This window comes from Hymenobacter wooponensis (assembly GCF_004745865.1).
GTDB lineage: Bacteria > Bacteroidota > Bacteroidia > Cytophagales > Hymenobacteraceae > Hymenobacter > Hymenobacter wooponensis.
The window spans coordinates 815814-835314 of the sequence record NZ_SRKZ01000003.1 but is presented as its reverse complement, the minus strand read 5'-3'; the positions used below and the strand labels follow the sequence as shown (position 1 = coordinate 835314).

Here is a 19501-nt window from a genome sequence, read left to right as displayed (position 1 = left end):
CATTAGCGCAGCACCGTGTTATCGAAGGTGAGGGCCACGTAATACAGCCCCCCGATGGTGGGGCCGGCGGCGTACTGGATGTAGCGGTTGTTGAGCAGGTTGGCGCCGCCCACTTTAATGGTTGATTTCAGCGCCGGGATGCGCACGTTTACCTGGGCATCCACAGTTTGGTAGGCGGGCACGCGGCCGTTAGCCAGGGGGCTTTCCCAATAGAAGGTGCTCTGGTGGCGCCATACCACGTTGAAGCCCACGTTGCGCACCACCTCGCGGTTGCCAAACGACACATTCGTAGCCCAATGCGGCGTGTTGAAGCCGGTCACGAAAATATCGGACTGCTTATTCGCCGACAGCGCGTTGTAGTTGACGTTGCCGCCGAAGGTGAACTTCTCGTAGAAGTTGTAGGTGACGCCCAGCGTAGAGCCATAGCTGCGGTAATTGTTGAGGGCATTGGTGTAAACGCGGTAGCGGTCTTGGCGGGCGCCGCGGTTGGTGTTGAGGGCCGCCAGCACGGCATCATCAGAGCCCACAGTTACCTGCTGACCCGATGCGTTCTTCGGCACGCTCACCTCTACCTGGCCTAGGAAACCGGAGTACACATTGTAATACGCATCAGCATCAATCGACACGCGGTTGTCGAACAGCACGCTGCGGTAGCCCACTTCATATGCATTGATCTGCTCTGGCTGCTCTGTGGGCAGGTTGCCCACTTTCAGCAGCCCCCGAATTTCAGGGCGCAACGCCGCCTGTGAGGCCGTAGTACCGGAGTTGGCGGCCACGTAGGCATTCACGGCGGCGTTGAAGGTAGAAATCGATGCCAGCGTGTAGGAGTTGTCGAGGTAGTTCAGGCCTTCATTCACGCGGGCTAGGCCACCCACGCGGCGCACGTTGCCGTTGTTCACGAACGACAGCGCCTCAAATAGGGAAGGGAAGCGCCAGCCGTTCTGATACGACGCCCGGAAGTTGTGCTTGTCGGCGAGGGTGTACACGGCGGCCACCCGAGGGTTCAGCTTGGGATCAAACTCGGGGTTGTAATCGGCGCGCAGCGAGGCGGTTAGCTTGAGCTTGTTGTCGAGCAGCAAGCGGGTAGCCTGCGCAAAGCCGCCAATTTTCTTGTAGTACTGGTTGTCGCCGCCGGGTGTGGTGCGCTCAGTGAGCGGCTTCCCGAAATCCACGAAGTTGTTGCCATCCGGAATTACCTCGTACAGGCGGGCATCAGCGCCAATTACCACATCGGCAAACTTGATGCGCTGGCCCAAATTCCAAATAGCCTCAGAGTGGTAGGTGCGGCTCTGCTGGGTGAGAGCTGCCCCGCCGGGAATGGGCGCGCCCGGCACGTTCACGCCGCTGTCCCAGTTATTGGTGTGCACAATCTGGTTCTTCAGCGCCTCAAATGCAGGCGTACCTGGCACGGCGCGGCCAGCATCAGCCACCACGCGGGCCTGTTGCATGGCGGCCGCTAGGCCAGTGCCACTGTTCACTTGGCTGAGTAGCTCCCGCCGAAACTTGTCGCCCCAGCTGGTGCCGGTGGAGGTGAGGCCGGTGGCACCGTTTTGCAGGTCGAGGTTCAGGGCCAGCGGGTTGAGGTTGTAGGAGTCGCCAGTATTCTCGATGAGCATATAGGCGCGGGCCGTAAAGTCCTGGCCCTTCAGCTCCACCTTGTGGTTCTGTACCGTCACGCCATCCAGCTGAATCTTGTTGCCGCGCTGAAATACGCCATCCATGAGGCCAAATCGGTACCCGTAGCTCAGCTCCAGCTTTTCTGTGAGCTTGTAGTGCAGGCTGGCATCGGCCTTGATGTTACGCACGATGGGGTTGGTGAGGTCGCGCTCGTAGTAGCCCGTGCGGCGCACGTTAAAGGTTTCGTTGCGGCCGTTGTAGGGAATGGTGATGGACACGTTGCCGGCGTTGTCGTCGCCGTAGCGGTTCCAGAGGTCGGCGGCGGGGTTGTTGGCGCCGCTCAGCTCCGGGAAGCGGGGGTTGGCTGAGGAGGCCGTTTGCGGGTTCTGGTCAAGTTGGGTGTTAGCCAGCCAGTCGGTGCCGCGCAGGTAGCTCAGGTTTACCTTGTAGGCCAGTCGCTGAGAAGGCCCTACCACCTGCGCCCAGCGCACGGCCGTTTCCGTCAGGGCGCTTGGGTCGCGGTCTTTGCCATCCACGTGGTTCACGCCTACCTTCTGGTACACGCTCAGGCCCTGGTAGCTGAAGGGGCTTTTGGTGCTGATGTTTGCCATGCCATTGATGGCGTTCATCCCATACAGCGCAGAAGCTGCACCCGGGGTAATTTCCACGCTGGCCACGTCCAGTTCCGTGGGCCCAATGGCGTTGCCCAGCGGCACGCCCAGCGTGGCTGCCTGCATATCCACCCCATCCACGAGCTGCATGAAGCGGAAGTTGTTCGGGATGTTGAAGCCGCGGGTGTTAGGCACTTTAAACGTGAGCGAGCTAGTAGTCATCTGCACGCCTTTCACGTTTTCCAGCGCATCGTAAAAGCTGGGCGCGGGCGTTTCCTTGATGGCCCGAATGTCGAGTTTCTCAATAGCTACTGGCGACTTCAGGCGGCTTTCCTCCACCCGTGAGGCCGATACCACCACCTCATTCACCAGCACCGCCTTCGACTCCAGCTTCACGGCAATGGGCTGGCTGCCGCTGGCAATTTCCAGCTCCCTTGATTCGTAACCGATGAAGTTGAACACCAGCGTAAATGGAAAGCGCAGCTTGGCCTTCAAGGCAAACGTACCATCGGCCTCACTCAGCGTACCCACGGCCCCGCCTTTCACGCTGATGCTCACGCCCGGCAACGGCTGCTGGTTGGTGTTGTCGCGGACGGTGCCACTAATGGAAATCAAGGGGTCCTGGGCGCTGGCCGAGAGGATGCTCACGCACAACAAGAGCAGGAGCAACCAGAAAGAAGCGTAGTACTGCTTCAGCATATAGAAGGTGTTTCTAGGTAAAGGATGTGGAGTTGGTAGGGCCGTAGGCCAGTCGATGAGGGCGAAAGAGCCGCTCAACAGGCGGCTTCTAGCAGCAACAACATCGCTTTATCTTGACACGCATCTGGTTGGGTTAGTAGAGTTAATTGTTAAGGTTCGTCATGTCGAGCTTGTCGAGACATCTCGCGTGCTGACGGTGGAATGTAGAGATGTGACACTTCGCGTCTCGTCGTTGAACGACTGGCCTAGCACGATACTAGGCTAACAACCTCAGCACGCGCCAAGACGCGAAGTGTCGCGTCTCTACATTGTTCAACTGCCTAGTACACGTCCTCTAAAAAGCGGCGCGACTTCTTCAGTTTCTTCAGGTACTCAGCGGCATATTCTTCGCCTAGGCCACTTTCCTGACCGATGATAGTGAGCAGGGCGCGCTGTACGTCGGCGGCCATGCGGGTTTTGTCGCCGCACACGTAGAAGTAGGCGCCGTTTTCGAGCTGGTCGTAGAGGCGACGGCCCTGCTCCAGCAGGCGGTGCTGGATGTATACTTTCTCTTCCTGGTCGCGGGAGAATGCCACGTCGAGGCGGTCTAGCGTGCCTTTTTTCAGGTGCTGCTGCCACTCGGTCTGGTAGAGGAAGTCGGTGGTGAAGTGCGGGTTACCAAACACCAGCCAGTTGCGGCCTGCTGCGCCCGTCTCAGCTCGTTCCTCTACAAATGCCCGGAAGGGAGCCACGCCCGTGCCAGCGCCTACCATGATGATGTCGGTGGCACTGTCTTGGGGCAGCTTGAAATACTCGTTGCGGTCAACCCACACGCGGGCGGTATCGCCCAGGTTCAGGTGGTCGGCCTGGTACACGGAGCAGGCGCCGTGCTTGTCGCGGCCGAAGGCCTGGTAGCGCACTGCTCCCACGGTCAGGTGCACTTCCTCGGGGTGCGCGAGCAGGCTGCTGGCAATGGAGTAGGCACGGGCAGGCAAGGGTCGCAGCACCGCCGCCAACTGCTGCCCTGAGAGCTCTACCGGAAACTCCGTGAGCAGGTCGGCCACATCGCGGCCGTAGAGGTAGTTCGGCAGTTGGGCTTTGTCTTCCAGAATTTCGCGCAGGCGCTTGTGTTGCGGGGCCAGGGCGGCGTAGCGCTCCAGCACGTCCCGCGTCACTACCGACAGTTCCAGATGCTCCGTGAGGGCGCTGGTCAGGTCCAGTTCGGTGCTTTCCAGGCGCACGGGGGCGTTGGCGTTCAGGTGCGCCGCCTGCAGAACTTCCTCCACCAGGGCGGGGCGGTTCGTGGGCTGCACCATCAGGGCGTCGCCGGCTTCGTATTGGATGCCGGAACCTTCCAGCGAGAATTCCAGGTGGTAGGTTTCCTTCGTCGAGCCGCGGCCATTGAGCTGAATTTTCTCCAGCAACGGCGCCTGAAATGGGTTGCGGCTGGTGTAGGCCACCGCTGCCGGCGTCGCTAGGCCACCTGTCAGCGCGGCCGCTACTGCAGCTGGTGCCGCCACGGCTACCGAAGTCGCCGGTACGGGAGCCACCGCCGCTGGGGCCGACTTTGCCAGCACTTCCAGCACCTGGGCAGCCCACTTACGGGTTTCGTCCTCAAACTCCACGTCGCAATCCACGCGCTCCAGCAGGCGCTTACCACCCAACTCGGCTAGGCGCTGGTCGAACTCAAAGCCGGTCTGGCAAAACTGCAGATAGCTTTTATCACCGAGGGCCAGCACGGCGTATTGCAGTTCCGGCAGCTTGGGGGCGCGGGCGCTCAGCAGAAACTGATGCAGTTCCTCTGCCGCAATAGGTGGGTCGCCCTCGCCCTGGGTGCTCACCACCACCAGCAGTTGCTGCTCGGTTTTGAGGTCCTTGGTGGGGTAGTCGTTCATGTCGCGCACCGTGGCAGTCAGGCCTTTCTGACGCGCTATTTCCGCCGTGATGTTCGCAGCCTTCTTGCTATTGCCGGTTTGGGAGCCGTACAGAATAGTAAGGTGCGCCGGGCCAGCCAGAGCGGTGGTAACCGCAGCTACACCCGGCTGGGTAGCCGGCGCAGGCTGGCCGGCAGCAGCCCGACCGTATAGGTAGCCGCTCAGCCATAGCAGCTGCTGCTCAGTGAGGCCCGCCGTCAGCTGCTGGAGCGTGGCTTCATCGAAGCCAATGGGAAGTATAGGAGAAGGAGCAGTAATCATGGATGTGAGGAAAGCAGCGCGACGAGCGTAGAAAGATTAGGCAACTTCGGCGTAGGCCGGCAGCAAGGCGAAAACATCGGTTGGCAGCGTCTCGGCCAGGTTTTCAGCAGTAGCTAAGCGGGTTACTTCGCCCACCAGAATGATAGCCGGCGCCCCAATACCGGCCTGCTTGGCTAAGGCTGGCAGCTGCGCTACCGAACCAGCCACGAAGCGAGCTGTGGGCAGGGTACCGTTTTGCACAATCGCCGCGGGCGTATTGGCTTGTCCGTGCTGAGTATAGAGGGCTACAATGCGGTCCAGCTCGCCTAGGCCCATCAGAATGACGGTGGTGGAGCGGGAGCGGGCGGCTTCAGCGACACTGGAAGATAGCTCGCCGGTAGCGGTGGTGGCCGTAATTACCCGGAAGCCTTCACTGGCGCCACGGTGCGTCACGGGGATGCCCACGCTGCCCGCCGCCGCCACCGCGCTGCTGATGCCGGGCACGTAATCGGTGGCTAGGCCATGCTGCTCAGCATACAGCATTTCCTCGCGGCCCCGGCCAAACACAAATGGGTCGCCGCCCTTCAGGCGTACTACGTGGCCGTATTGCTGAGCGTGCTCCACAATCAGAGCGTTGATTTCGTCCTGGCTGTAGCTGCGGAGTCCCCGGCGCTTGCCCACAAATACCGTGACGGCATCGGGGCGGGCGTGCTGTAGCAAGTCGTTGTTAGCCAGCGCATCGTAGAGGATTACATCGGCCTCACCCAGCACCCGCGCCCCTTTGAGCGTGAGCAGCTCCGGGTCGCCGGGGCCGGCGCCGAGCACTGTGAGACGGGGTGTTTTGGTGGTTGGCATGTGGAAAAGGGAGGTAGCGTAGAGCGAGAAAAGGAGCGTCGTTCCGAGAGCAGTCGAGAAACCTCGCGTGCTGATGTTGTGTAGCAATCCAACGATTCGAGCGAGATGTCTCGACAAGCTCGACATGACGGTCTTTTTTGATGAGCTGAAACTGGTATTGCTCTAGGCCTGTGCTAGATAGAGAAGGCCACTGGCGGAGCTACTGGTGCAGTGAAGTACTCGGAGTTGGCAGCCTCCACTAGGCCAGCAGCCACAGTGTCGCCGCTCAGCTCATCCACCAGAATGAACGACCCGGAGACCCGATTTTCCTGGTAAGTATCCACGGCCAGCGGTAGAGCGGTTTTGATGCGCACCCGCACGATGTCGTTGAGTTGGGCCGAATCGGCGGCGGCTTTGGCGAAGGTTTGCACGTTCACCTTGTAGAGGATGGCCGGAATGCTTGCCTTCACCAGCGTGGAATGATGCTGCACCAGCAGCTTGCGGCCCGGCCACAGGGGCTGCTCGCTCATCCAGCACAGGGTGGCTTCCAGTTCCCGCGTAATAGTGGGCTGCTGGCCTAGGGGCACAATGGAGTCGCCCCGGCTTATGTCCACATCGTCGCGCAACCGAATTACCACGGCCTGGGGTGCGGCCGCCGATTCTACTTCTTGCTGGCTGACTTCCAGCGCCTCAATCTCCGATTCCAGTCCCGAAGGCAGCACCAGCACCCGGTCGCCGCGGCGATATTCGCCGCTTTGGATCTGGCCGGCGTAGCCCCGGTAGTCGGGCAGTTCTGCGGTCTGGGGCCGAATTACATACTGTACCTGGAAGCGCGGCTCAGCGGAGCGCTCCAGGGTGCCGGGCACGCTTTCCAGGTGTTCCAGTAGGCTGGGGCCGGAGTACCAGGGCAAGTGAGTAGAGCGCGTTACCACATTGTCGCCCTGCAAGGCGCTCAACGGAATGGCCACGGCGGCAGGTAAGTTGAAGTGGTTGGTGAGCTCAGCGTAATCGGTGGCGATTTTAGCGAAAACCGCCTCATCGTAGCCTACCAGGTCCATCTTGTTCACGGCCAGCACAAAGTGCCGAATGCCCAGCAGCGCCGCAATCAGCGTGTGGCGGCGGGTCTGCTCAATCACGCCCTGGCGAGCATCCACCAGCACAATGGCGAGGTCGGCGTTGCTGGCGCCGGTAACCATGTTGCGGGTGTACTGCACGTGGCCGGGCGCGTCGGTGATGATGAACTTGCGGCGGGGTGTGGTGAAGTACTTGTAGGCCACATCAATTGTAATGCCCTGCTCGCGCTCAGCGCGGAGACCATCTGTCAGCAGTGCCAGATCCACGACGCCGTTAGAAGCTTGTCGCTTCTCTAGGGCCGCCAGCACGTCCAGCGACACCGACTCTGAGTCGTAGAGCAGACGGCCAATTAAGGTGCTTTTGCCGTCGTCAACGCTGCCGCAGGTGATAAATCGAAGTAAGTCCATGAGAAGTGAAATGGTGATTTAGTGATTTAGCGGGTTAGTGATTAATGAGTTGATGGGCCTATTGGGTAGCCGCGGAATCGAACTCACTAAATCACTCAATCTCTAAGTCACCGTTAGAAATAGCCGTTGCGCTTGCGGTCTTCCATGCCGGCTTCGGAGATGTTGTCGTCGAGGCGGGTGGCGCCCCGCTCGCTTACTTTAGCCAGTAGCAGGTCCTGAATAATGTCCTCCACGGTGCTGGCGTCACTTTCCACGGCGGCCGTGCATGTAGAGTCGCCCACGGTGCGGAAGCGGACCTGGCGCGTCACGATTTCATCGTCGTCATCAAGGCGCAGGTGCTCCGAGAGGCCTAGAAGCTGACCCGAGGGCAGCACCACGCAGGTGCGCTCATGGCCGAAATAAATGTCGGGTAGGCTGATATTTTCGCGCTGGATGTAGCGCCACACGTCTAGCTCCGTCCAGTTAGAAATGGGGAATACCCGCACGTTTTCGCCCTTCTGAATGCGTCCGTTATACACATTCCACAGCTCGGGGCGCTGGCGCTTAGGGTCCCACTGGCCAAACTCATCTCGCACGGAGAAAATACGCTCCTTGGCGCGGGCCTTCTCTTCGTCGCGGCGGGCCCCACCAATGCAGGCGTCGAACTCAAACTCTTCGATTACCTCCAGCAGCGTGTAGGTCTGCAGAGGATTGCGGCTGGGGTACTTACCGCCCGGCTCCCGCAGCCGCTGGCGCTTAATGGTGTCTTCCACGCTGCGCACAATCAGCTTTTCGCCCAGACGAGCCGCCAGCTCATCGCGGTAGGCCAGTACCTCCGGGAAGTTGTGGCCAGTATCCACGTGCACCAGCGGGAAGGGGAAGCGGCCGGGGCGGAAGGCTTTCTCGGCCAGCCGCGTAAGCACGATGGAGTCTTTGCCGCCCGAAAACAGCAGGGCGGGGCGCTCAAACTGGCCCGCAACTTCCCGCAGGATATGAATGGCTTCGGCTTCCAGCCGGTCGAGGTAATCGAAATGGGAGGTACTCATGGTGTTGTCGGGATGACCGTTTTGCATTGGGCGGCTGTAGAGACGCGTATTCGCGTCTGCCGCGTGCTGATGTTGTTTAGCGCTGTTGTAGGCCTGTCGACCTAGCACGCGGGCACTGGCTCTACCACCGGGTCGGGGCCATCGTGGTGGGCGGTGGCGTGTAGGCCACATTCCTTAGCGGAAAGGTCTTCCCACCACCAGCGGCCGGCCCGGAAGTCCTCGCCGGGCTTAATGGCGCGGGTGCAGGGGGCGCAGCCAATGCTCACAAAGCCTTGCTGGTGCAGCGGATTCACCGGAATGCTGTTTTCTTGGGCGTAGGCCACGGCTTGCTCCCAGGTCCAGTCGAAAAGGGGGTGAACTTTGGTCAGCTCATGGGCGACATCCCACTCCACAGGGTCCATGGTTTGCCGATTCTGCGACTGCTCAGCTCTGATGCCAGTTACCCAAGCCTGCTGCCCTGCCAGCGCCCGGTTCAGGGGCTCTACCTTCCGGATGTAGCAGCACTCCTTGCGGTTATCAACGCTCTCATAGAAGCTGTTAGGGCCTTTGGCGAGAAGCAACTCCTGCACGCTTTCCTGACGCGGGAAGTACACCTCAATGGGCTGCTCGTACTTCAGCAGAGTCTTGTTCCAGGTAGAGTACGTTTCCTGAAAATTGCGCCCAGTATCTAGCGTGAATACCTTGATAGGAAGCTCATGGGCGAAGATCAAGTGGCTGATAATCTGATCTTCCAGCCCAAAGGAAGTAGAGAAGACGGCTTTGCCAGGGAAGCGTTCCGCCACCAAGCGCAGGCGCTCCAGCGCGGTAGCAGATGTGAGCCGAAGGCGCAGGTCGTCGAGCTCGGGCAGGACGGCCGGCGCAGCAGATGCTGCAGACATAACAAGAAGAGGAGTGAGGAGAGGCCGCCCCAGGGGCAGCAGTCCGGCCGAAAATGGCCCGGGCAACAATGCATTGTCGCGGCGCAACAGGAGCACGTTTTCGCCGGGCGAAAAGGGCGGGTGCAGACGATTCAGCCGGACGCGCTTAGGCGCACGTCAGAGAAGCTCAATCAGCCTACAAACCAGGAAAAAGGAGGAGTGTGGCCCTTAGCAACAACAACACGCCTCGGTCATACAGACGAGGCTAGCCATACCACAACACCCATGCTGTACAGAAGCGGAGGTGGTAGAAGCGGCGGAGTTGATGAAGCGGTTCACGGCGTTGTTGTTTTTATATGGTCAGGACTTGGCACCGTTCCGCACTTACGGATGGTTGCCGGCGCTTCGTAGAGCCTGTCTCTCCACGCCTCTGTATAAAAACAATCCTTTTGTGGGTAAAGAATTGGTCCTACAAATGTACTGGTCGAAATTTTACACTTCCAAATTTTATTTTTTCAGCAGGTGATGAGCTTCATCTGTTGCAAACAAAAAATGGCAGTGCGCAGGTAGGAAAACCAGGCATTTGAGGGGACTAACTACACAGTGTATTCTTTTGTTTCTAAAACGGTTTGCAAGATATGCTGTATTGAGTAGTAAGTTTCTGTTTATGAGATGATTGTGGGTTTGGTAATGGCTTATAAAGTCATGCGCTACCTCTGCGCATGTGATGAGAAAGGCCTCCTGAAACGTCGAGGAAACTTGATGTTTTGCCAAGCCTCTAGAAGGAATTACTTAGTAAACCGACGGCTCAGTTTCTGCAAAAAGCCAGTGGCTTCGGGTGCCGAATTAGTCAGCAGAATTAAGCCGGCGTACAAAACCGTCAGCACCGTGGAGCGCAGTAGCATCGTCAGCAGAGGGGAGGGTAGCGCCGGTAGCAGCCAGGCCGCTCCGCCCGCAACGGCGGCAATTCCCAGAATCAAGGGGATGCGCCACGTGAAGGGCTGCATGCGGTAGCTGTGCCACACAAACCACGTGCGCGCAAAATTAATCGTGACGATGGCCAGCAGAAAAGCCACCGCTGCGCCCAACAGGCCTAGGCGAGGAATCAGCACCGCATTCAGGCCAATGGTTGTAAGGGCCAGCGACACGTTGAAAAGCAAATCGTAGCGGTAGCGCGGCGAGGTAACCACAATTAGCCCATTAAGTCCCGTAATACCATCGAACAGCCGCGCCACCAGTAGCACCAGCACGGCCGTGGTGCCAGCCGTTAGGGCGGGATTGTGCATCAGGCCGTAAATGAAATCAAGGTTGAGCCCGATGCCCAGAGCCAGATAGCTGCCGAGCACGGTATTCAGGCGGGTGGTGTCGCGGTAAAAGTCGGCCATGCGGGGGAGGGCCTGCTCTTTCCAGTAGTCGGCCAGCAGCGGGAAGGCAATTTTATTGAGCGAGCGGGCCGGTAGTGTCAGAGCTGTGCTGATGAAAAACGCAATGCTATACACACCCGCGGCCGCCAAATTGAGCTGGGAGCCCACCATCAGGGTGTCAATGTTCATGATGACGGTGGCCGAGATATTCGCCAGCAGCGCAAACGCCCCAAAACTCAGGATGCTCCGCAAGGGCTGCACCTGCAGCACCTCCCGCTTAGGCCGAATGTGTAGTTCACCGATAACGCCTAAGTACACCGTGAGCAAGAGCGCAATGCCACTCATAGTGCCGATGTAGGCCAGTACGTACCCATGAAATGAGAGGTAGCCCAGGCCATACAACACGGCCGCGCCCGCCTGTAGCACCCGCAGCAAAATCTCCTGCACAAAGGAGGAAAATGCAGTGTGATAGAGGCCTTTCAGGTAAGCATCCTGCAGCGAGTACAGCATCACGAACAAGGCCAGCACCCCCACCCAGCCGTAGTAGGAACTGATGAGCGCCTGGTCCTTTTCGTAGAAGTTCAGGACCAGCGGCTTCCCGCTTAAGTAAAGCAGCGAGACTACCCCAAACCCCAGCAGCGGCACGCCCAGCAGCAGGGGCAAAAAGCCCTGATGCCCTGCCTCACGGTTGCGGAAATAGGGGAAGAACTTAATGCCCACGCTGGCAAAGCCCAGCGCCGAAAGCTGCGCGTAAATAGTAGCAATGGCTAGCAGCGTGCTCGTAAGGCCTAGCTCATGCGCCGCCAGAAAGCGCGGCACCACGAAGGCCGTGTTCACGAAGCCCAGAGCTAGCCCGATGTAAGAAATGACCGTATTACGCAGCCCCTGCCGCAGAACTATGCCCAAGAGGTGAAGTTGTGAAGTGGTGAAATGGCAAATAATAAAGAAACTGAGAGCACGTCATCCAGAGCAGCGCGAAGGATCTTTTCAGGTGAGAACGACTGGCCTAGAACCGTTCGTGCTGACGTGGAAAGAACCTGGCGTTGCACTCAGGATGCCGTGCTTCTTTGCTTGGTTATTTCACCAACGATATCGGTGCCGTTGACAAACGCTACGGCGCGGCTGCGAAGGTACTCCATGATTTCGGCGAACTGGCGCGGGCCGGTATTCTCGTTGGCAGGGTCGAAGTTCTCGTTGTGCCAAAGCACCGTGCACACCCCACCAAACCGCTCAATTTCCTGGAACATCGGCGTCAGGGCCGGGAGGATTTCCTTGGGCTCCAACTGCAGATAGCGCGGGTGGTGCAAGGTGGCATCCATCACATTGAGCGGAATTTCGAGGAAAGTAGAGGTCTGAATGGAGTTACGAGGGCCTAGGGTGAACGAAACCGGAGCATTGTGCAGCAGCTGAATCGTTACTTGAGGAGGGTTAACGGTAAAGGGGCTAGCGCTAAAATTAAATGGGTAAAATGGTAGACAGTAGGAGTTTCGGAAGCCAAAATGCTCTGCAAACCCAAGAGTAGAATCGTAAGAGTACCCATGTAGACTGAGTAAAGTAGGCGTGATACGTGGCTCCCATCCTAGGTAGTGAAACCGGATGCCGAAGTCTTTATCTCCCTTTTTGAACTGTTGCAGCAAATCTCCTTCACTTTTTAGCTGCAGATGGAGTTTGTCGGTACCTATACTGGCATGTAGCCCGGTTTCGGAGTTGCCAATGGCAGCTACGGCTTTCTGCCACACCTTACGCAGCTTATAATCAGCATTTGGGGTGCCGTTGGCGGCTTTGCGGTGCTCAGGTAGGAAGAAGAAGGTGCTTTTGGCGCCGTAGCTAGCCACTGTCTGCTGCACCTCTTCCAGATTGTCCCAAGCGTCTTTCTCAGTAAAGTGCTGCCAGAGCTGCCGGGCCAGGCTAGGCCAGTCGCGGCGCTGGAAGGCTGCTTTAGCGGGAGCCTTCCAGGCGCTGTACAGGTTGTCGATGTCGTGGGTGATGAAGGCCGCCCATTTTGCACCGTTCAGCCAGGTACAGGGCTTTAGGGAGTGGCCTAAGATATGCTCTACGGCGGTTTTCAGCACATCGAAGTAGTAGTTCACGACGGGGAGGGTCACGAAACCATACGTGTGCTGCACACTGGCTGAATAGGGAAATCGGCCGTGCTGGTCGCGCTCTTCAGAGTAGTATTCCTGCCAACCGCTGAGCAGGTAAAATGCACCTGAAATGATGTCTGCATTGATTCTGGATTGTCCACTTGGCAGTAGCTCCAGCAGCGGCTTCCACGGCTCCGCGTCAAAGAAAAACGGCACCGACTGGCCTAGCCACTCCCGCCTGTTGGGGGCCGCAGGGTACGGATTCGTTTGACTGAAAAACTCGCCGGCGCCTTCGGCTATCTCCAGTTGCGGTTGGGTGCCCGCGTAGCCGATGGAAATGTCCGGCACGTTCTCGTAGGCCAGTCGGAAGTGCCGGAGCACGTAGGCTAGGCGGGTTTCAGCGGAAACCGGCTGCGGGGGAGATGGGAAGGCGGGAGCAGGCATGGCGGCGCAAGTATAGCAGGTTTGGCAGACGACGGTTCCCGCAGAGGGTGCTGAGGTTTTCGCAGAAGGCGCTGAGCTGTTCTAGGCCTGTTTCTGGAGCCAGTCGTTTAATAAACGCAGGGCGCGTTGTTGGCTGTGGCCTTCGTCGGGAGTGCCGAGGGTGGCGTTGTAGTAGGCGGCGCGGCGGTATAGGTCGAGGGGTTTGTGCTGCTGGTAGCGGCGGAGCAGCGCCGAAAGCTCCGGAAGGGTGTTGGCGCGTTCTACTAAGCCGTGGGCAACATATCCGTAGTAGTCATCCGTCACGCCGTGGGTGCCGAATCGGTAGTAGATGCTGGCCAGGTTCAGAAGCGTCGCCTCTAAGTGAGTGCTGGTGTCGGCGGCGATGAGGGCGTCTTGCTGCTGCAGAAACTCGAAGACGTTGTGCTGGCGGGCATCCGAAAACTGCAGCTGCGGGTGTTGCTGGCGTAGGAAGGAGAAGTCGCGCTTATCGCCGGGGTGCGGGCGGAAGGTGAACATACTAGTTGGGAACTCCCGCAGTAGGTGGCCTAGCGCATCGGCAATAGCCTCGGTATCATCCAGGGTGTTGCAGGCTAGGCCTACGCGCTGCACCGTGGGGCTTTGGTTTTTGGTAGCCAGGAAAGCATCAGCTTTAGGCATACCTACTAGCTCAGTGCGGCCACGCACGGGGCCACACTGGCGGTATTTGTCTAGCGCGTCCTGCCCTTCCAGCAAGCTCAAATCAAACCCCAGCGGCGGGAAGTTAGTGCTGACGCTGGCGTGCTGCACATAGGCAGTGGGCACGCCGCAGGCGCGAGCAGCCAGCAGCAGGGCCCGGGCGTCGTCGTTGTGGTCGTTGGCGAAGATAATGGCCCGGGGCCGGTAGTGACGCAGCGCCCGGCAGTAGACTTCATAGTAGCCAATAGCGTTGAAAACCAAGTCGAAAAACCGCCATGCCTTGGTGCCTTCTGTGCGCCACAGGCCTAGCAGCACGCCCGGCAGCTGCCCATAATACAGCAGCTTTCGCCGTAACGACAGCCGATTTACCTGCCGGTTGTAGCGCCCAATCTGTTTGCTTTGCCCCGCCACCAGCACGCTGTCTGGCCGGGCCTCCCGCACAAAATGCAGGGAGTCGTAATTGTTCTGGCTCACCACATAGAGCCACACCTTGCCCCCTACTTCCTCCGTGTTACGTACTGGCCGAAACACGTTGCCCACTAGCCGTACCGCCGCGTAACCCGCCACCTTCAGCAGCCGCTTGAGCGGGTTAGCCGGGGAAATAGGCTCCAGCATGTGCGTTGGCAAACTCGCAAAAAGGTCGGTGAACCGCAGTTGCAGGATGTCGCGCAAGCGAGCTGTGCGAGAGGAAGGAACGTCAGGCATTAATAAGTAATAAATCGAGCAGATTCAGAGGGGAAAAGGCGGTTGACAGGCCTAGAACAACTACCTAAGAACGTCATGTCGAGCTGGTCGAGACATCTCGCTCGCTGATGTTGCCAGACTAATTCAACGTCAGCACGCAAGATGTCTCGACCAGCTCGACATGACGTTTTTATAAAAGCACTCTATTTGGCCGGTCTAGTTTATAGAGCCTCCCAAGTTAGGGGAGTGCCGGCGCGCAGGTCTTGGCGGGCAGGTTTGCCCAAGAGCTGGTCGTAGTAACGGGGTGGCAGACCGTCGCCGGGGCGCACCACGCGCAGGTTTTCCTTGGTAAATACGTCGCCGGCGGCAATATCCTGGGCCACATACAGGGAGCGTTTGTAGAGCCGACTTTTCTCCTCGGCCCTCTGCACACCGTACTGCACCTTGCCTAGCGCCTGCCACGCCCGCTCCGTTTCCGTTACCAACTGCGCTACTTCCTCTGGCTCCAGAGAGAAGGCTGAGTCTACACCGCCATCGGCGCGGCGCAGAGTTACGTGCTTTTCCACCACGCAGGCGCCTAGGGCCACGGCTGCCACAGCCGCGCCCACGCCCATGGTGTGGTCGGAGAGGCCTACAAGGCAGTCGGGGAACAGCTGCTGAAAGTGGGGTAGTGTGCGCAGGTTGGTGTTTTGGGGTGTGGCGGGGTAGGTGCTGGTGCACTTCAGCAGGATCAGCTCCTGGCAACCTGCGCCACGTAGCACCTGCACGGCTTCGGCTACCTCAGAAAGCTGACTGGCGCCAGTGCTCATAATCACGGGCTTGCCCGTGGCGGCTACGCGCCGAAGCAGGGGCCAGTCGGTATTTTCGAAGGAAGCAATTTTGTAGGCCGGCACGTTGAGGGTTTCCAGGAAATCAACGGCGGTTTCATCGAAGGGCGAGCTGAAGGCCAGCATGCCGTGCTCCCGTGCCCGGTCAAATAAGGGCTTATGCCACTCCCAGGGCGTGTGCGCCTCCTGGTAGAGCTCGTGTAGCTCCCGGCCATACCACAGGGAGCTAGGGTCGTCGATGCGGTAGGCGCCGGGCAGCGTCATAGTATCGGCGGTATAGGTCTGGAGCTTGATGGCGTGGGCACCGGCCGCCGCCATAGCATCTACGATGGCTAGGCCACGGTTGAGGTCTTGGTTATGATTGCCACTGAGCTCGGCAATGATGAAAGGCGGTTGGTCGGGACCAATGAGGCGGGGGCCAATGGAAATCTGCATGCTGCAAAAATACGAAGCCCCGCGGGAGGCGGGGCTATCGGCTAGAAGTACGCGTCAGATTCGGTGGGTAGTAGCTCTGAGGATTTCGCTGGGCTCGACCTTATATCGGCAGTCTAAGTGCAACACTGCAGCTACTACACAGGCTTTATGAGGGGAAAAGTTGAGACTAATTTCCGCCGGATTCCCAAACAAATGTGAGGGCAGCAGTAGCAGGCAATTGCCGAAATCCGGCCCGCTCAAATGCCTTAACAGAAGCTACATTGCTCGGCTGCACGTGGCCCAGCACCCGGCGCACTTGCGGAAATAGCGAAGTAACCTGCCGGGTGCCGGCTAGCAGCAGCAATGCCGCCAAGCCGCGGCCCCGAAACTGAGCATCCAGCAAATAGCTCAGCGTAGCTTCCTCACCTTCCACCGCAAACCGGATCAGGCCGGCGGGTAGGCCAGTAGCGGCATCTTGTGCCAGCAGCAGCAGCGCCTGCGGATCGGAGAGACGGGCGGCGAGCCACTGCCGGTGGTCGGCGGCAGTAACGGGATTTGGGTTAAAGGAATGTTGGCGCACCGCCGGCTCGTTGGTCCAGGCCAGGAGCTGGTCGGAGTCGGAGGCCGTTACGGGGCGCAGGTAGAAAGGCGGAGGCGGCAACAGCAACGCCATAAACTCCTGGCGGAGCCGCTCGGCCGTTAACCCGTCGAACACGCGGAGCTGCGCCTCTTGGAGCTGACTGGCTATGCGGATGGCTTCGGCGGAGGTAAGCACATTGGGGGCCGATGTGTAGGGCAGCGCTAGGCCCGCTTGCCGCAGATACTGGGCAATGTCGTACTGATTATCAGCCACCGGCAGAATAAACAAGAGGCCGCCCCCAGCCGCGCAATACTCATAGCTCACGGTGCTGGCCGAGCACACGGCAGCTCCGCATTGGTGCATCAAGTCAGCTAATTGCTCTCCCGATAAATTGCGGTGCAGCAGCAGGTGGGGCTGATCCTGAGCCCAGGATTGTAGGCTCTCCCAGCTGGTATAGGCGCTACCTATTACAGCATGCACCTGAGGCGCAGAAGGCAGTTCCAGCAGCGCCGCCGTTACGCGCTGGGTCTGATGAGTAGGGTCGGCACCGCCAAGGCACACCAGAATCTGGTTTGGGTCAGGAGCTTCGGTGGTCGGGCGGGACTGGCGGAAAGCAGCCCGCAAGGGGGCATAGGCTGGCCCACTGAGCAGGCGGGCACCGGGTTGGCGAAGCTCGTACTGCTTCGGGCTAACTCCACCAGCGGGATTCAGGATGAGGTCAGCGGCGAGAGGAAAGCTGTGCAGGTCATCGAGGTAAACCAGCCGAGCCACAATCCCACGAACCGTATTTTGATAGTCGTAGCGGAAGTCGTAGCCATCGAGCACCAGTACGTCGGTGGGCCGCAGCACCTGCCGCACGAGTTCGGCGGCTTCTTCGGGCAGTGGCCGAAGCGGCAGCTCCAGCACCGTCAGGCCAGCGGCAGTAAGTTGCTGTACAAGTTCTGCATCGGGCTGCCGTATCAGGAAAAGGCGCTCTACGGCCAGCGGAGCCAACATCTCAGCTAATGCCAGTAAGCGCATTACGTGGCCTAGGCCTATGCGGGAGTTACCATCGGCGCGAAATACGAGGCGGGGTATACGCGCAGACGAGGCCGCGCCAGCAGCTGAAACAGAAGTTTCCATGCCCCGAAAGTAGGGAGCCGGTCCGGAATGGCCGGTAGTAACCTAGATTTTCTTCTGCTCCACGTGCGCGTTCAGCGCCACTAATTCGGGGTGCTGGTCGAGCAGCGCAATCAGCTGATCAGCGGCTAGCGCAGCCGCGCCGTGCTCTTCAATCAACTGCCTAATCAGTTCAAAGTCCTCGGCAGTATCCACGGTCAGGCGATAGGCGCTGCGGTCGGGGGTGCGTCGTATGTGCTGGAACCGTACCGTACCAGAGCGGTTCTGGTGGATGTAGGGCGTTACATGCTCCCGGTCGCTGGCTAAGGTGGCATGTTGGGCCGCTTCTTCCAGAAGCTCCCGGGAGAAAATCTCAAAGTCGAAGCCCCGCGGAAAAGTGCGCTCCAACACATTAGACAGGTACAACCGTGCATCGTTGGCGCGCAGGTACTCCTGTATCGAGTGGCCTACAAGCTCTCCATCCAGCAGGGGGCAGTCGGAAGTTACCCGCACTAGTACATCCAGCTCATGCGTCTGCGCGCACAGCGCATAGCGCGACAATACATCTTGCTCATCCCCGCGCACGTAGGCCAGCTGGCGAGCCTCAGCAAAGTCAGCCAACGGGTCGTCGGTGGCGTTAGAGGTTATGGCCAGGTACAGCGGGAAACCGCTGGCTTGCAGGCGCTGCGTATGGTACTGCAGCAGCGGCTGGCCGTCCACGGGCAGTAATACTTTGCCCGGCAGCCGGGTGCTGGTCATGCGAGCTTGGGAGATGATACCGACTTTTTTCACGAAGAACCTTATGCTTGCAGAAATTCCCGGATGCAGTCAATCACGTACTGCTGCTCCTCATCGGTGAGGCTGGGAAACAGTGGAATGCTCAGGCAGTGAGCGTAGTAGGCCTCTGCCAGCGGGAAGTCGCCGGGTTTCCAGCCGAGCTGCTCGTAGTAGGGCATGGTGTGCACCGGTATGTAATGCACCTGGGCAAAAATCTGCTTCTCCCGCAGGAAGTCATACAGCCCTTTACGGTTGGCTACCTGAATCACGTACAAGTGGTAGGCATGGCCTGGCGCCCCTTCCAACGGCTGCACCTCCGGCATCTGAGCAAAAGCCGCATCATAGCGGGCCGCTAGGTCGCGGCGGCGCGCTAGGCCACTCTCGGCGCGCCGGAGCTGACTGATGCCGAGGGCGCAGAGCATGTCGGGCATGCGGTAGTTATAGCCCAGCTCCTGCATTTCCATGTACCAGCCGCCATCAGAAGGGCGTTCTAGCTGGGCAGGGTCCTTGGTGATACCGTGGGTGCGTAGGCGCAGCAGGTGCTCGTAAAGTGCCGCGTTGTTTGTGGTAATCATGCCCCCCTCGCCGGTGGCAATATGCTTGACGGGGTGGAAACTGAAGATGGCCAGATCGGCAAACTGCCCATTGCCGCAGCGCTGCTCCTGGCCCAGCGAGTCGGTGAAGAAACCACCGGGGGCATGGCAAGAGTCTTCGATAATCCAAAGGCCAAACTCATCAGCCAGCTGCCGGGCCTCCTCTAGGTTCACCGCCAACCCCGCAAAATCAACCGGAATTAGGCCCTGGAAGTGGCCTACGGGGTGGCTCTCCAGCAAGCGCCGCACAGCTTTCAGGTCGATAAGAGCCGTAGCGGGGTCAATATCTACGAAGTGCACCTCGCCACCGCAGTAGCGCACGCAATTGGCCGAGGCCGAAAAAGTGATAGGCGTGGTAATGACCCGCTGGCCCGGCTGCACACCCAGCGCCAGCGCGCACAGGTGCAGTGCAGCAGTGCCATTCGCCACGGCCACAGCGTAAGTGGCGCCAATATACTCGGCAAACTTTTGCTCAAACTCCGCCACTTTGGGGCCTTGCGTGAGGTAATCGGAGTAAAGCGTATCTGTTACGGCCTGCACATCTTCGGGCGTAATGTGCTGGCGGCCGTAGGCAATGGGGTGCGTGGGCTGGAAGGGGGACTGAATCATAACAGATCAAAGGTAACGCAGAAGCCGCTTCCAGATTGAAAGCGGCTTCCGATTATAAAAGCAATAAAGACCAAA

The 19501-nt window shown here is 59.2% G+C and carries 13 protein-coding genes and 1 riboswitch; all 13 genes read right to left on the bottom strand.

What is annotated here, in order from left to right; all coding sequences use genetic code 11:
- Positions 1 to 2: 2 nt before the first annotated feature.
- Positions 3 to 2927, bottom strand: coding sequence for a TonB-dependent receptor (locus EU557_RS13665; protein ID WP_135530985.1), 2925 nt, complete (start codon positions 2925 to 2927; stop codon positions 3 to 5).
- A gap of 320 nt (positions 2928 to 3247) precedes the next feature.
- Positions 3248 to 5101 carry an assimilatory sulfite reductase (NADPH) flavoprotein subunit gene (locus EU557_RS13660; protein WP_135530984.1) on the bottom strand — a complete coding sequence of 618 codons (1854 nt, stop codon included), beginning with the start codon at positions 5099 to 5101 and terminating at the stop codon, positions 3248 to 3250.
- A gap of 36 nt (positions 5102 to 5137) precedes the next feature.
- Positions 5138 to 5935 (bottom strand): uroporphyrinogen-III C-methyltransferase, encoded by a 798-nt coding sequence (cobA, locus tag EU557_RS13655; protein WP_135530983.1) that lies wholly within the window; start codon positions 5933 to 5935, stop codon positions 5138 to 5140.
- A gap of 173 nt (positions 5936 to 6108) precedes the next feature.
- On the bottom strand, positions 6109 to 7395 hold the full coding sequence (locus EU557_RS13650) for a sulfate adenylyltransferase subunit 1 (protein ID WP_135530982.1): 1287 nt from the start codon (positions 7393 to 7395) through the stop codon (positions 6109 to 6111).
- A 113-nt stretch (positions 7396 to 7508) separates the two neighbouring features.
- Positions 7509 to 8420: a sulfate adenylyltransferase subunit CysD gene (cysD, locus tag EU557_RS13645; RefSeq protein ID WP_135531050.1), complete on the bottom strand. Its 912-nt coding sequence runs from the start codon at positions 8418 to 8420 to the stop codon at positions 7509 to 7511.
- A gap of 101 nt (positions 8421 to 8521) precedes the next feature.
- On the bottom strand, positions 8522 to 9298 hold the full coding sequence (locus EU557_RS13640) for a phosphoadenylyl-sulfate reductase (protein ID WP_135530981.1): 777 nt from the start codon (positions 9296 to 9298) through the stop codon (positions 8522 to 8524).
- A 328-nt stretch (positions 9299 to 9626) separates the two neighbouring features.
- A riboswitch (SAM riboswitch) is annotated at positions 9627 to 9718 on the bottom strand.
- Between the two features lie 347 nt (positions 9719 to 10065).
- Positions 10066 to 11547 carry a lipopolysaccharide biosynthesis protein gene (locus EU557_RS13635; protein ID WP_135530980.1) on the bottom strand — a complete coding sequence of 494 codons (1482 nt, stop codon included), beginning with the start codon at positions 11545 to 11547 and terminating at the stop codon, positions 10066 to 10068.
- A gap of 143 nt (positions 11548 to 11690) precedes the next feature.
- Positions 11691 to 13169 carry a DUF7033 domain-containing protein gene (locus tag EU557_RS13630; protein ID WP_135530979.1) on the bottom strand — a complete coding sequence of 493 codons (1479 nt, stop codon included), beginning with the start codon at positions 13167 to 13169 and terminating at the stop codon, positions 11691 to 11693.
- 81 nt (positions 13170 to 13250) lie between these two features.
- Positions 13251 to 14549 carry a glycosyltransferase family protein gene (locus EU557_RS13625; RefSeq protein WP_245326266.1) on the bottom strand — a complete coding sequence of 433 codons (1299 nt, stop codon included), beginning with the start codon at positions 14547 to 14549 and terminating at the stop codon, positions 13251 to 13253.
- 200 nt (positions 14550 to 14749) lie between these two features.
- Complete coding sequence (pseI, locus tag EU557_RS13620; protein WP_135530978.1) at positions 14750 to 15790, bottom strand: pseudaminic acid synthase; 1041 nt, start codon at positions 15788 to 15790, stop codon at positions 14750 to 14752.
- A gap of 166 nt (positions 15791 to 15956) precedes the next feature.
- Positions 15957 to 17471, bottom strand: coding sequence for a UDP-2,4-diacetamido-2,4,6-trideoxy-beta-L-altropyranose hydrolase (gene pseG, locus EU557_RS13615; RefSeq protein ID WP_135530977.1), 1515 nt, complete (start codon positions 17469 to 17471; stop codon positions 15957 to 15959).
- Positions 17472 to 17513: 42 nt separating this feature from the next.
- Positions 17514 to 18239, bottom strand: coding sequence for a cytidylyltransferase domain-containing protein (locus tag EU557_RS13610; RefSeq protein WP_135530976.1), 726 nt, complete (start codon positions 18237 to 18239; stop codon positions 17514 to 17516).
- 8 nt (positions 18240 to 18247) lie between these two features.
- Positions 18248 to 19426 (bottom strand): UDP-4-amino-4,6-dideoxy-N-acetyl-beta-L-altrosamine transaminase, encoded by a 1179-nt coding sequence (gene pseC / locus EU557_RS13605; RefSeq protein WP_135530975.1) that lies wholly within the window; start codon positions 19424 to 19426, stop codon positions 18248 to 18250.
- Positions 19427 to 19501 lie beyond the last annotated feature (75 nt).

Bases quoted from the DNA above. Each gene is read 5' to 3' on its own strand.
- EU557_RS13665 (WP_135530985.1), bottom strand. From the start codon at position 2,927: ATGCTGAAGCAGTACTACGCTTCTTTCTGGTTGCTCCTGCTCTTGTTG.
- EU557_RS13660 (WP_135530984.1), bottom strand. From the start codon at position 5,101: ATGATTACTGCTCCTTCTCCTATACTTCCCATTGGCTTCGATGAAGCC.
- cobA (WP_135530983.1), bottom strand. From the start codon at position 5,935: ATGCCAACCACCAAAACACCCCGTCTCACAGTGCTCGGCGCCGGCCCC.
- EU557_RS13650 (WP_135530982.1), bottom strand. From the start codon at position 7,395: ATGGACTTACTTCGATTTATCACCTGCGGCAGCGTTGACGACGGCAAA.
- cysD (WP_135531050.1), bottom strand. From the start codon at position 8,420: ATGAGTACCTCCCATTTCGATTACCTCGACCGGCTGGAAGCCGAAGCC.
- EU557_RS13640 (WP_135530981.1), bottom strand. From the start codon at position 9,298: ATGTCTGCAGCATCTGCTGCGCCGGCCGTCCTGCCCGAGCTCGACGAC.
- EU557_RS13630 (WP_135530979.1), bottom strand. From the start codon at position 13,169: ATGCCTGCTCCCGCCTTCCCATCTCCCCCGCAGCCGGTTTCCGCTGAA.
- EU557_RS13625 (WP_245326266.1), bottom strand. From the start codon at position 14,549: ATGCCTGACGTTCCTTCCTCTCGCACAGCTCGCTTGCGCGACATCCTG.
- pseI (WP_135530978.1), bottom strand. From the start codon at position 15,790: ATGCAGATTTCCATTGGCCCCCGCCTCATTGGTCCCGACCAACCGCCT.
- pseG (WP_135530977.1), bottom strand. From the start codon at position 17,471: ATGGAAACTTCTGTTTCAGCTGCTGGCGCGGCCTCGTCTGCGCGTATA.
- pseC (WP_135530975.1), bottom strand. From the start codon at position 19,426: ATGATTCAGTCCCCCTTCCAGCCCACGCACCCCATTGCCTACGGCCGC.